Origin of the sequence: Cupriavidus sp. DL-D2 (genome assembly GCF_039710735.1) — a bacterium.
Lineage (GTDB): Bacteria > Pseudomonadota > Gammaproteobacteria > Burkholderiales > Burkholderiaceae > Cupriavidus.
The window spans coordinates 84,451-97,761 of the sequence record NZ_JBDKXK010000041.1 but is presented as its reverse complement, the minus strand read 5'-3'; the positions used below and the strand labels follow the sequence as shown (position 1 = coordinate 97,761).

The following is a 13,311-nucleotide window of genomic DNA, read 5'->3' as shown; positions in this document are numbered from 1 at the left end:
GGGGCGGGGGAGAGGGCCAGCGGTGAAAATTGCGATGTGGCCGGCAAGCAGACCCTCCGGCCCTCTCCCCCAACCCCTCTCCCACTGCGCGGGAGAGGGGAGCAAAACACCATCTCCCGCAACCCGGTGTACCATCGCCCCCGAACCGTTTACATGCTGGAGAGCAACCATGATCGTATTCGTCACTGGCGCCACCGCAGGATTTGGCGCTGCCATTGCCCGTCGATTTGCCGAGGCCGGCCATCGCGTGATTGCCGCGGGGCGGCGTGAAGACCGGCTCGAAGCGCTGGCCGATGCCCTGGGCCGCGACAAGGTGCTGCCGCTCGTGCTCGATGTGCGCGACCGTGATGCCGTGGCCGCTGCCGTAGCTGCGTTGCCGGCCGAATTCGCAGAAGTTGACCTGCTGGTGAACAACGCCGGTCTGGCGTGGGGTCTGGAATCGGCGCAGAACGCGGATCTCGACAAGTGGGACGCGATGGTCGACACCAATATCAAGGGCCTGCTCTACATGACCCGCGCGGTGCTGCCGGGCATGGTCGCGCGCAATCGCGGCCACGTCATCAATATCGGCTCGGTGGCCGGTGAATACGCCTATCCGGGCGGCAATACGTATGGCGCGACGAAAGCGTTCGTGCGTCAGTTCTCGCTGAACCTGCGCGCCGACCTGACCGGCACGCGCGTCCGGGTGACGGACGTGGCGCCGGGTCTGGTGGGTGGCACCGAGTTTTCGGCGGTGCGTTTCGATGGCGACCAGTCGCGCGTGGCGAAGATCTATGAAGGCGCCGATGCGCTGACGCCCGAGGACATCGCCGAGACCGTGTTCTGGTCCGCGACGCTGCCCTCGCGCGTCAACATCAACTTCCTGGAAGTCATGCCGGTCTCGCAATCGTTCAGCGCGCTGTCGATCACCCGCGAGAAAGCCTGACCCTCCAGGCAATCCAGCCGATCAGGCCGGTACGAACTCGTCGGTGAACGCGGCGAGTTCGGTCACCAGGCTGCGCGCGGCCAGTTCCACCAGCGCCTGGCCCTTCTCCGGCGTGGCCTGGTTCGGGTCCGAGCCCATGCGGCCATCGGGGAAGCGTCCCCGGAATTCCAGCGCCTCGCGGATCGGGCCCGACGGCGCGATCTTCGGCGCGTAGTCCGCGTGCTTGATTGCATCCGGAAACGCGAACTGCGTGACCGCGATTTCAGACGGCGTGGCGTGCGCACCGTGTCCCGTGGGGAACATCTCGCGGGCCAGTTCGTTCACCCCTTCCAGATCCCACCAGTTGCAGAGCTTCAATGCAAAGCCGGCGCGGCGCCCGGCGAAACTCGACTCGGCATAGATCTCCGAGAATGCGGCCTCGATCGAGGCGATATTGCCGCCGTGCCCGTTCAGGAACAGGATTTTCTCGAAGCCGTGGCGCGTCAGCGAGTGCACCCAGTCGATGATCGCCGCGATGAACGTGGTGGGCCGCAGCGAGATCGTGCCCGCGAAACCGAGGTGATGCTGCGCCATGCCGATGTTGAACGTGGGTGCCACGAGGATGTCGCCGTGTGCCTGCGCGGCGCGGGAGATGATCTCCGGGCACAGCCAGTCCGTGCCGAGCAGGCCCGTGGGGCCGTGCTGTTCATTGGAGCCGATCGGGATGACGATGGTCCGGCTGCGTTGCAGGTATTGCTCGATTTCGGACCAGGTGGAAAGGTGCAGCAACATGATGTTCTCCAGGAGTGGGGTCGCGCTTCAGTGGCGCTTGGGAAGTTTGTTGGCGAGGATGATCAGCGCGGCGGCCAGCGGCATCGCCGCCATCACCAATACGCCGGGATGCAGGCTGCCAGTGGCCGTCTTGGCCCAGCCGATGATGGCTGGACCCCAGAATCCGCCTGACAGGCCAATGGTGTTGATCAGCGCAATGCCGCCTGCCGCAGCCGGGCCCTTGATGTACTCGGGCGGCATGGCCCAGAACACCGTGTAGGTCATCCACAGAGCGGTTGTGCCCAGCGTCAGCAGCGCCAGTGTGATGAACAGGTGCCCGTCGGCCAGCGTCGATCCGGCGAGCAGTGCGGCACCGGTCATCGCGGGAATGGCAGCATGGAAACGGCGCTCGCCCTTGCGATCTGAACGGCGGCCCATATAGACCATGCCGATGGCGCCACCCAGATAGGGCAGGGCCGTGTACCAGCCCAGCCGCACGGTATCGGTCACGCCTTGCGCCTTGATCAGCGTCGGCAGCCAGAAACTCAGCGCGTAGATGGCGGCGATCACGCAGAAGTAGGCGGTGGCCAGCACATAGACCTTGGGGTCGCGCGCCACGGCACCGAACGAATGCTTGTGTGCGGCGGGCACGGCCAGTTCCTGCTCCAGCAGGCGCTTTTCGTCGGCGGTCAGCCAGTTGGCGTCGGCGGGACGATCCGGCACCATCTTGAGCGCCAGCACGCCAAGCAGCAGGCACGGCAACCCTTCGACGAGGAACATCCACTGCCAGCCGGCCAGTCCGCCGTGACCTGCCAGCGACGTCATCAGCCAGGCCGAAGCCGGGCCGCCGATGATGCCGCCAATCGGACCCGCCAGGAACACGATGGCAATCGCACGCGCCATGCGCTGCGGGCCGTACCAGCACGACAGGTAATAGATCATGCCCGGCGCGAAGCCCGCTTCGAATACGCCCAGCAGGAAGCGCATCGCGTAGAACGTGGGCACGTCGCGCACGAACATCATGCAGGCCGAGGTGATGCCCCACAAGACAAGGATGCGACTGAATGTCTTGCGCGCGCCAACACGCGGCAGCATCAGGTTGCTCGGGATTTCGAACAGCACATAGCCGATGAAGAAGATGCCGGCGCCCACCCCGTATGCGGCATCGGAGAAGCCCAGGTCCGATTGCATTTGCAGCTTGGCAAAGCCGATGTTCACGCGATCCAGATAGGCAAACAGGTAACAGACCAGCAGGAAGGGCAGTAGCCGCAGGTTGATCTTGTTGTACAGGGCAGAGGTGCCGTCGAGGGCGCCAGTATTCGACATCACTAACATTGCCAGTCTCCAGAGCGTTGTGATGGTTGGGGGATTGGCTTGGATAGTGGCAGCGGCTTAGACTTGCACCAACAGCAACAAAGTCCACAAATCGTTCTTGCCAGAGCAACGCAGCCCCGCGTGCTCGCGAAAATGTGACTTAAGAAAGATAAAAGGGTAGAGGGATGCGAGAGATCAATCAGCAGCGGCTGCGCTATTTCCGCGAGGTGCTGGCCCACGGCACGATCCGGGGCGCGGCGGAAAGCCTCAATACGTCGCCGTCGGTGATCACGCGGCAGATCCGGCTGCTGGAGGAAGAACTCGGCATCACGCTGTTCGAGCGCCAGCCGCGCGGCGTGCGGCCCACCGAGGCCGCCGCACATCTGCTGGAGTTCTGGCGCGGATATCGCGCGCATCAGGAGAAGCTCGAAGATCAACTGCATGCGCTGCAGGGATTGCAGCAGGGCATGGTGCGAATCGTCTTGAGCGAAGGCTATGTCGATGCGCTGGTCAACGAGGTCATCGCACCGTTCAGCGCCCAATATCCACGTGTCGATATCCGCATGGAAATCCTGCCCGTCGATGATGTGCTGGACGAGGTGGCCGAGAGCCGCGCGCATATCGGGCTGGCCTACAACCCGCCGCTGCATCCGCGCATCGAGTATCGCGCGAGTTCGCCGCAGCCCATCGTGATGCTGTCGCGCCAGGGCCATCCGCTGGCGGTACGCGGCGGTTCGGCCACTATCCGTGAGGTACTGGAGTATCCGCTGGCCCTGATGCCCGAGTCGTACGGCATTGGCCATGCGGCCCGGATGCTCGAATTTTCCGAGAACCTGTCGATCCATCCCACGCTGGTGAGCAACTCGCTGGCGGCGCTCAAGCAGTTCGTGGCGAATAGCGATGCCGTAACGCTGATCGGCCAGTTCGCCGCCTATCGCGAAGTGGCCGCCCGGACGCTGGCGACCGTGCCCATCGATCATCCGCTGTTCCGTGGCACCCAGGCGAGACTGCTCGTGAAGGCAGGCAGGCCATTGCCTGCGGCGGTGCTGGAGGTGCTCGATTTCATCGAGCGGCGGATGGCGATATTCGCGCATGGGGCCTGATCGGGGGTGTCCTCTGGGGTGAGGCGATGATCGCGGCGTGGCGTATCTGTCATGTGTGGCGCAGGGCGGCTTTTGTATCGGCATGTATGCCACCGCACCGATCCCGCGCGCGCGATGCGTCAAGGTGGCCGATCTGCCGACATCGACGTTGACCATAGCCCCGGCAGACGCGAGGTGCCATGCTGGGAGACATGTTCCGCATCGAGACCGGGCCGGACGGTGCGCATCACATCTACGCACATACCGACAGCCTGCCGGTAGCCATCGTGATCGTGGCGGGGCTGCTGATCGCCATCGTGTTGGCGAGCGTGTTCTGCTACTACCTGACGCGCTGGATCATGCTGTGGGCGGTGCATCGCCTGGCGCGTGGCGAACATCGCAAATGGCTGCGGGCCGCCGCGCATCGACGCGTGTTCCATCGACTGGCGCCGATCGTGCCCGCGCTGATCGTCTACCTGTCGGCGCCGTTGCTCAAGGGCGTGACGTTTCCCGTGATCTCCATGCTGGGCACGCCGGTTGCGGTGCTGGCCGCGAGCTTCATGGTGGTGGCAGGGCTGCGCGCGGGGTTTGCGTTCCTCGCCAGCATCGAAGACCGCTACAACCATTTTCCGCATGCCGCCACGCGGCCGATCAAGAGCTTCCTGCAGGTCTCGACGATCGTGCTGTACCTCGTCGCTTTCATCGCAATCGTGTCGCTGCTGGTAGACCGCTCGCCCACGTACTTCCTGACCGGCGTCAGCGCGATGACGGCGCTGCTGATCATCGTGTTTCGCGATTCATTGCTGGGCTTCGTCGCCAGCATCCAGTTGGCCGCCTACGACATGCTGCGCATCGGTGACTGGATCGAGGTGCCCGGCTATGTGGCCGATGGCGTGGTGACCGACATCGCACTGAACACCATCAAGGTGCAGAACTTCGACAACACCATCATCACGCTGCCAAGCTATGTGCTGCTGACCAGCGGCGTGAAAAACTGGCGCGGCATGCTGGAGTCCGGCGCGCGGCGCGTGCGGCACAGCATTCCTGTGGATGCAGACAGTGTGCGGTTTTGCGATGACGACCTGCTGGCGCAACTGGCTGTCAATGCAGAGATGAAGGTGCCGCTCGCCATGCAGGCAGACGAGGCGCGGCTCACCAACCTGGGCCTGCTGCGCCGCTACATGCTGGACTACTTCCGCCAGCATCCCGCCATCCGTCAGGACCTGCCGCTCGTGGTGCGCCACGTGCAATCGACCAGTCAGGGACTGCCGCTCGAAGTCTTCCTGTTCGTCAACGACACGCGTTGGGAATCGTATGAACAGACGCAGTCGGACCTGTTCGATCACGTCTATGGCGTGCTGCCGCTGTTCGGGCTGAGGGTATGGCAGAAGCGATAGGCCGCTGCGATGTGACGAATCGACGGTATAAGGCTTCGACAGGTGGCATCCCGTGCATTTTCCGCGTGCTGAGGTGCGCGGCGGTGTGCGTGAAGATTTGCGTTCAGGCGCTTCTGCGACCTATGGTTATCCACGGGCCCCGGCACCGCGGCCATCGGTCGACTCCTTGGAGATGCCATGAGCAAGTCAAGTATCACGACCTGGATCCTGATAGCGATGGTTCTCGGCGCAGGGGTCGGCTACGCGTGCAATACGGCGTTCCCTGACCCCAAGGTGGCGAAGGACATCGCCGGTTATATCTCGATCATCACCGACGTGTTCCTGCGGCTGATCAAGATGATCATCGCACCACTGGTGTTCTCCACGCTCGTCATGGGCATTGCACACATGGGCGATGCCAGCACGGTAGGGCGCGTGGGCATCAAGGCGCTGGGATGGTTCATCACCGCATCGCTGGTGTCGCTGACGCTGGGGCTGATCATGGCCACGCTGCTGCAGCCGGGCGTCAATATCGGCCTGCCGTTGCCTGACGTGGGCGCTGCCACGAACCTGAAAACCAACGCGTTCACGCTCAAGGATTTTATCTCGCACCTGGTGCCGAAATCCGTGGCCGAGGCCATGGCCAACAACGAGATCCTGCAGATCGTGGTGTTCTCGATCTTCTTCGGTACGGCGCTCTCCACGCTGGGCGAGCGCGGACATCGCATGGCCGGTGTGATCGAGGATCTCGCGCAGATCATGCTGAAGATCACTGGCGCAGTCATGTGGATGGCGCCGCTGGCCGTGTTCGCGGCGATAGCGTCCACCGTGACCACGCAGGGGCTGGGCATCCTGATTACCTTCGCCAAGTTCATGGGCAGCTTCTATCTGGCGCTGTTCGTGCTGTGGGGGCTGCTGGCGCTGGCCGGGTTCGTGTTCCTCGGGCGGCGCATCTTCGACCTGATCCGACTGATCCGCGAACCGTTCCTGCTGTCGTTCTCGACGGCGAGCTCGGAAGCGGCGTATCCCAAGATGCTCGACTCGCTCGATCGCTTCGGCGTGAGTCGCAAGATTTCCAGCTTCGTGCTGCCGCTGGGCTACTCGTTCAATCTCGACGGGTCGATGATGTATTGCACGTTCGCCGTGCTGTTCATCGCGCAGGCGTACGACATCCACCTGCCGATGGCGACGCAGATCACGATGCTGCTGTTGCTGATGCTTACGTCGAAAGGGATGGCAGGGGTGCCGCGCGCGTCGCTGGTGGTGATTGCGGCCACGCTGAACCAGTTCGGCATTCCCGAGGCCGGACTGCTGCTGATCATGGGCGTGGACCAGTTCCTCGACATGGGACGCTCCGCGACCAATGCCGTCGGCAACTCGATTGCCGCTGCCGTGGTGGCCAAGTGGGAAGGGCAGTTGACCACGGGGCCGGTGCCAGAGACCGAGAAGGACATCCCCGGCACCAAGCCCGAATCGGCCGGAGCCTGACGCCATGCACTACGTCCTGGCTGCCGCGCTGGCCGCGTGGCTCGGCATCTTCGCGCCTTGTGTGACGGCGCAGACCACGGCACCCGAACCCGTGGTGCTGGCCGGCACGCTGAAGAAGGCGCGCGATACCGGCGTGCTGGTGATTGGCTACCGAGAGTCTTCGCTGCCGTTCTCCTATCTGAATCAGGCGAAGCGGCCGATTGGCTATTCGATCGATATCTGCCAGGCCATCGTCACGGCTGCGTCCGCCGAGATCAGCCGGGAGCTGACGGTGCAATGGGTGCCCGTGACATCGGAAAACCGCTTCGATGCGATCACGTCCGGCAAGATCGATCTCGAATGCGGCTCCACCACGCGCAACGCCGAGCGGATGCGGACCGTCGGATTCTCGCCCGTCATTTTCGTGGCGGGCACCAAGCTGATGGTGCCGCGTAATTCGTCCATCAAGACTTTCCGCGATCTCAAAGGGAAGACCGTGGTGGCGACGGCCGGCACGACCAATGCGGATGCCATCGAGCAATTGTCGCAGCGCTTCAACCTCGGCACAAAGCTGATCCGCGCAAGGGATCACGCCGATGCCTTCGAAGTGCTGCGCCACGGCGGCGCCGATGCGTACGCGGGCGACGACGTGCTGCTCTACGGCTTTCTCGCCCGCGCCGACGCCGGCAAGCAGTTCGTGGTCACGCGCGATTTTCTTTCCTACGACCCCTACGGCATCATGCTGCGCCGCGCCGACCCGCAGTTTGCCAGCATCGTCGACAAGGCCGTGCGCGACCTGATCACCTCCGGCGAACTGGAACGGCTCTACAAGCAGTGGTTCCTGAACAGGTTGCCAACTGGCGAACGGCTCGGCATCCCGATGAGCGCGCAGTTGGAGGACATCATTGCGGCGACGCCGAAGGGGCCGGAGTAGGGGCCTCGGCCTCACTCTTCCGATTGTTTTCTCCCCTCTCCCGCATGCGGGAGAGGGGCGGGGGAGAGGGCCAGCCGTGCAAATTGCGACATGGCCGGCAAGCAGACCCCCTCCCGCCCTCTCCCCCAACCCCTCTCCCACTGCGCGGGAGAGGGGAACGAAAACCCGAGCGGTTTGATGCTTCATAGGACTGAATCCAACACACCCATGCACAATTGACAAGCACAGTTTTCAGATTGTGCACTGCAACCGTGCAAACTGTACTCTTCGTGCTGCCCTGACACTGTACGTTTCCCGCATCACATTCCGGCAATAGTCTGCATCCATCGTTGCGGGCGCCTGGGCACACGGAAAACCGGGCCGGGCGCCCAGGTCTTTTGCTGGTTTTGCAGGAAGTCGCCCCCGATGAGTACCCCGACACCCGAAAAGGGACACGTTTCGCCCTATACGCACCCGGCCGCCGGCTGGGGCGCGCTCAAGCAGGTCGCCATCAACCTGGTCAAGGAAAAGGTTTCTGGCGGCAAGTACAAGACGCTGTTCAAGCAAAACCAGCCGGATGGCTTTGATTGTCCGGGCTGCGCCTGGCCGGATCGCCAGCACGCGTCGACCTTTGAATTCTGTGAAAACGGCGTCAAGGCCGTGGCGGCCGAAGCCACCAGCAAGCGCGTGACCAACGAGTTCTTCGGCCGCTACACGGTGGCGGAGCTGATGCAGCAGTCGGACTACGAACTGGAGCAGCACGGCCGCCTGACGCATCCGGTGCGCTACGACGCTGCCACGGACAAGTACGTGCCGGTGGACTGGGACGAGGCGTTCCGGCTGATCGCCGCGCATCTGCAGCGGCTGGACAATCCCGATGCGGCCACGTTCTACACGTCGGGCCGGGCCAGCAACGAAGCAGCATTCCTGTTCCAGTTGTTCGTCCGGATGTACGGTACGAACAATTTCCCCGATTGCTCGAACATGTGCCACGAGGCCACCAGCCGCGGCTTGCCGGTGACGGTGGGCGTGGGCAAGGCTACGGTGCTGCTCGACGATTTCCAGTTGGCGGACACCATCATGGTCTGGGGCCAGAACCCGGCCACGAACCATCCGCGCATGCTCAATGAGCTGCGCGACGCCGCCAAACGCGGCGCCACGATCATCTCGATCAATCCGCTGAAGGAACGCGGCCTGGAGCGCTTTGTCAGCCCGCAGCACGTGACCGAGATGCTGGGCGGCGGCGGCACCAAGATCGCCTCGATGTTCGTGCGTCCCAAGCTGGCTGGTGACCTGGCGCTGCTCAAGGGCATGGCCAAGCGTGTGATCGAACTCGACGATGAGGCCGTGGCCACGGGCGGCAAGCGCGTGGTGGATGTCGATTTCATCGCCGAACACACCGCTGACTACGAAGCCTTCGCCGCCGATCTTCGCGCCGAAAGCTGGGCCGATATCGTGGCCGAGTCCGGCGTGACGCGCGAGGATATCGACGCGCTGACCGACGTCTACGTGAAGAGCGAGCGCACGATCATGTGCTGGGGCATGGGCCTGACCCAGCACAAGGAGTCCGTGCGAACCATCCAGTTGCTGTCGAACGTGATGATGCTGCGCGGCAATATCGGCCGCCCCGGCGCGGGCCTGATGCCCGTGCGCGGCCATTCGAACGTGCAGGGCGACCGCACCATGGGCATCGAGGAACAACCCGATGCCGCGTTCCTGGACCGCCTGGGCCAGGTGTTCGACTTCGAGCCGCCGCGCGAGCACGGGCAGGACGTGGTGGCTGCCATCGCCGCCATGCTCGAAGGCAAGGTCAAGGTATTCGTGGGGCTGGGCGGCAACTTCTCGATCGCCACGCCTGACACGCCGCGTACCTGGGAAGCGCTGCGCCAGTGCGACCTGACGGTGAATATCGCCACCAAGCTGAATCGCAGCCACCTCGTGATCGGCCGTGACTCGCTGCTGCTGCCGACGATCGGCCGCACCGAGATTGACGAGCAGGATGGCGTGGCACAAGGCGTGACCGTGGAGGATTCGGTCTGCATGGTGCATATGTCCTACGGCATGAACAAGCCGGCCTCGCCGCATTTGTTGTCGGAAACGATGATCGTGGCGCGCATGGCCGAGGCCACGCTCGGTGCCGAGAAGGTGGACTGGCGCTGGTATGCGCAGGATTACGCGCGCATTCGCGATGCCATCGAAAAGGTCATTCCGGGATTCGAGCGCTATAACGAACGCGTGGCAAAGCCGGGTGGCTTCCATCTGACGCCGGCCTCGCGCAATCGCGTGTGGCGTACGGCGTCGGGCAAGGCGCAGTTCCTCGTGCATCCGATCGACAAGGACACCCCGATCCAGCGCGCCCGCGAGCGGTATGGCGATGACCTGCTGGTGATGATGACCACGCGCTCGCACGATCAGTACAACACCACGATCTACGGTCCGGACGACCGCTATCGCGGCGTGTTCGGCCTGCGCCGCGTCATCTTCATCAACCGTGCCGATCGTGAGCGCCTCGGGTTTGCAGAGGGCGAACGCGTAAATGTCACGAGTGTCTGGGAAGACGGCATCACGCGCCATGTGAAAGACTTCCTGCTCGTGGACTACGACATTCCGGCCGGCTGCCTCGGCGCCTACTATCCGGAGACCAATCCGCTGGTGCCGCTGGAAAGCATCGGCGACCGGTCGGGTACGCCCACGTCGAAGTCGATCCCGGTGCTGCTGCAACGCGCGGCGGTATCGGCGTAATAGCGCGGGTAGACGCGCCGGGATTCCATCCCCGGATTGCAGGAGGGCATCATGGCCGAACGAGGTTACGTCGCGCGGGATATTCGCCGCCACCAGGGCGACAACACGGCGCTGGAAATCGACATGGTGGCCGACGAGGTGCCGGTGGCGCTGGTCTACAACGGCATCTCGCATGCCGTGATGATGGCCACGCCGCTCGATCTCGAGGTCTTTGCCGTGGGGTTTTCGCTGACGGAAGGCATCGTCGACGGTATCGGCGAGATCTACGATATCGAGGTGGAGCCGGGCTGCGATGGCATCGAGGTCCGCATCGAGATTTCGCAACGCGCCTTCATGGCGATGAAGGCCCAGCGGCGCACGCTGGCCGGGCGCACCGGGTGCGGCGTGTGCGGGATTGAAAGTCTCGCGCTGCTCGATCTGATTCCCGATCCGATTGGCCGCCCCGTGCATCGCATCACGCCGACCCCGGCCCTGATGCGCCGGGCCGCCGACGCCATGCGTGCCCGCCAGCCGCTGATGGCCGCCACCGGCGGCGTTCATGCAGCGGCGTGGTGCGGTCCCGATGGCGAGGTGCGTGCCATCTTCGAGGACGTGGGGCGCCACAACGCACTCGATAAATTGATTGGCCACCTCGCGCGTGCACGGGAATCGTTCGGCGATGGCTTCGTGTTTCTCTCCAGCCGCGCCAGCTACGAACTCGTCCGCAAGGCCGCGCGGATGCGCATCCAGATGCTGGCCACCATCTCCGCGCCCACTTCGCTCGCCATCCGCATCGCGGAACAGGCGGGGCTGCGCCTGCTCAGTTTCTGCCGCCAGGACGGCTACGTCGAATACACTTCGACAGATTCCGAGATCGCTACCGATCCGCCGGTGACCGCAGGCTGACCGCCCAGGGTTGCCCGGCGCGGCCGGATAACCTGAAAGGCGCCCCCGTTGGTCACCCTGTACGAAAAGCTTGCCGCCGATATCGAAGCGCTGGTGCAGCAGGGCGTGCTGCTGCCCGGCGAGAAGATCCCGTCCGTGCGGCAGGCCGCCCAGCATCATCGGCTCAGCATCACCACGGTCATCCGTGCCTATCTGCTGCTGGAGTCGCGCGGCATCCTCGAAAGCCGTCCGCAATCGGGCTACTTCGTGCGGGCACGCCCCGGCGAGCCAGCCATCGACCTGCAGCCCAGCCGCCCCGCCGCGCGGCCCTCGGCCGTCGATGTCAGCGCGCTGGTGCTCTCCACGCTGCGCTCGATCCGCGCGGACGATGCCGTTCCGCTCGGTTCGCCGTATCCGGACCCCAAGCTCTACCCGTGGCAGCGGATCATCCAGTACGCCAATGCCATCGGCAAACGCTACGACACCTGGAGCGTGCTCGACGACCTGCCGCCCGGCTCGCCGCAACTGATCCGCCAGATCACGCGCCGCTATCTGGAAAACGGCTACACCGTGGATCCGAACGAGGTGATCGTCACCATCGGCGCGACCGAGGCCATCAACCTCTGCCTGCAGGCCGTGGCCAAACCGGGCGACACCATCGCCGTGGAATCTCCCACGTACTACGCCATGCTGCACGCCATCGAGCGGCTGGGCATGCAGGCCGTGGAGGTAGCGACCGATCCGGTGGAAGGCATCGACGTTGGAGCACTGGCCAGACTGCTCGACGAGCGCCCCGTGGCCGCGTGCATGGTGATGCCGAATTTCCAGAATCCGCTCGGCTTCCAGATGTCCGACGAACGCAAGCAGGCGCTGGTGCAGCTGCTGACGGATCGCGATACCCCGGTTATCGAGAACGATGTCTATGGCGAGCTGTACTACGGCGACGTCCATCCCACGTCATTGAAATCCTATGACACGGCCGGCATCGTGCTGCACTGCTCGTCGTTCTCCAAGACGCTCACCAACGCGTACCGCATCGGCTGGGCGCTGCCGGGCCGCTACAAGGAGAAAGTGGAGCGGCTCAAGTTCCTGAACACGCTGACAACCTCGACGATTCCCCAGCTTGCCATCGCGGAGTTTTTGCGAAAGGATGGCTACGACTTCCACCTGCGCCGCGTGCGCAAGGCCTACGCGCAGCAGGCCAATATCATGGCGGCGGCGGTGCGGCGCTTTTTCCCGGCGGGAACAAGGGTTTCGCGACCGGCGGGCGGCTACGTGCTGTGGGTGGAGTTGCCGGAAGAGGTAGACGCGATGTCGCTGTACCACGCCGCGCTGGAGCGGCAAATTACCGTGGCGCCCGGCCATATCTTCTCGCCGGTGCCGACCTATACGAACTGCATCCGCCTGAACTACAGCGGCGCCTGGTCTGCGGAAGTGGAAGCAGCCGTGGTCACGCTGGGCAAGCTCGTGGCGACCTTGCAGCAACGGGAGACGATATGACAGACCGCGCAGACGACGACAGCAACCAGAGCGACGACAGCAACCGAAACGACGATGCCGACGACGACCTCGATCCGGTGCTGGGGGCGATCCTGCAGACGCTGTGGGACCACACCCGCAGCGTCGCCGCGCAGCCCGAAGCCGCGGCGAAGGATCTCTCGCTGGCCCGCCTGAGCAAGCGCGCCAGCGTGCAGATGAGCGTGCTGCGACGTATGCTGACCCAACTCTCCGAAGCCGATCTCGTGGTGACTGCCATGGAGGAGGATGGGCGCGGCACGGCCCGCCTGACGGAGGAGGGTGAAGCGTTGTGCGGGCAGTTGTTTGGGGAGGGGGAAGAGGGGCAGGATAACCAGACGGTGCACTAGCCTTCGCCTTCGC

The 13,311-nt window shown here is 64.1% G+C and carries 11 protein-coding genes; 9 read left to right on the top strand and 2 right to left on the bottom strand.

Going from position 1 to position 13,311, the window contains the following annotated elements; translation table 11 throughout:
- Positions 1-169 precede the first annotated feature (169 nt).
- Complete coding sequence (locus ABDB81_RS20930; RefSeq protein WP_137928414.1) at positions 170-925, top strand: SDR family NAD(P)-dependent oxidoreductase; 756 nt, start codon at positions 170-172, stop codon at positions 923-925.
- Between the two features lie 21 nt (positions 926-946).
- Here the strand turns inward: ABDB81_RS20930 and ABDB81_RS20925 are convergent, their stop codons facing one another.
- Both ABDB81_RS20925 and ABDB81_RS20920 read right to left on the bottom strand, forming a co-directional pair.
- Positions 947-1,696, bottom strand: coding sequence for a creatininase family protein (locus ABDB81_RS20925; protein ID WP_160472033.1), 750 nt, complete (start codon positions 1,694-1,696; stop codon positions 947-949).
- A 27-nt stretch (positions 1,697-1,723) separates the two neighbouring features.
- Positions 1,724-3,010, bottom strand: coding sequence for an MFS transporter (locus ABDB81_RS20920; RefSeq protein WP_346813362.1), 1,287 nt, complete (start codon positions 3,008-3,010; stop codon positions 1,724-1,726).
- 164 nt (positions 3,011-3,174) lie between these two features.
- Between ABDB81_RS20920 and ABDB81_RS20915 the strand changes: the two genes are divergently transcribed.
- From ABDB81_RS20915 to ABDB81_RS20880, 8 genes are all read left to right on the top strand, one after another.
- Positions 3,175-4,092: a LysR family transcriptional regulator gene (locus tag ABDB81_RS20915; protein WP_346813360.1), complete on the top strand. Its 918-nt coding sequence runs from the start codon at positions 3,175-3,177 to the stop codon at positions 4,090-4,092.
- A gap of 179 nt (positions 4,093-4,271) precedes the next feature.
- On the top strand, positions 4,272-5,468 hold the full coding sequence (locus tag ABDB81_RS20910; protein WP_346813358.1) for a mechanosensitive ion channel domain-containing protein: 1,197 nt from the start codon (positions 4,272-4,274) through the stop codon (positions 5,466-5,468).
- Positions 5,469-5,645: 177 nt separating this feature from the next.
- On the top strand, positions 5,646-6,935 hold the full coding sequence (locus ABDB81_RS20905) for a dicarboxylate/amino acid:cation symporter (RefSeq protein ID WP_137928419.1): 1,290 nt from the start codon (positions 5,646-5,648) through the stop codon (positions 6,933-6,935).
- Between the two features lie 4 nt (positions 6,936-6,939).
- A complete protein-coding gene (locus tag ABDB81_RS20900) occupies positions 6,940-7,848 on the top strand; it encodes an amino acid ABC transporter substrate-binding protein (protein WP_346813356.1) in 909 nt (302 codons plus the stop codon).
- 405 nt (positions 7,849-8,253) lie between these two features.
- On the top strand, positions 8,254-10,569 hold the full coding sequence (locus tag ABDB81_RS20895; protein WP_346813355.1) for an FdhF/YdeP family oxidoreductase: 2,316 nt from the start codon (positions 8,254-8,256) through the stop codon (positions 10,567-10,569).
- A gap of 51 nt (positions 10,570-10,620) precedes the next feature.
- Complete coding sequence (fdhD, locus tag ABDB81_RS20890) at positions 10,621-11,454, top strand: formate dehydrogenase accessory sulfurtransferase FdhD (RefSeq protein ID WP_346813353.1); 834 nt, start codon at positions 10,621-10,623, stop codon at positions 11,452-11,454.
- Positions 11,455-11,502: 48 nt separating this feature from the next.
- Positions 11,503-12,933 carry a PLP-dependent aminotransferase family protein gene (locus ABDB81_RS20885; protein ID WP_346813351.1) on the top strand — a complete coding sequence of 477 codons (1,431 nt, stop codon included), beginning with the start codon at positions 11,503-11,505 and terminating at the stop codon, positions 12,931-12,933.
- Positions 12,930-13,298: an ArsR family transcriptional regulator gene (locus tag ABDB81_RS20880; RefSeq protein ID WP_346813349.1), complete on the top strand. Its 369-nt coding sequence runs from the start codon at positions 12,930-12,932 to the stop codon at positions 13,296-13,298. Before ABDB81_RS20885 ends, ABDB81_RS20880 begins: the two co-directional genes overlap by 4 nt.
- Positions 13,299-13,311: the final 13 nt, after the last annotated feature.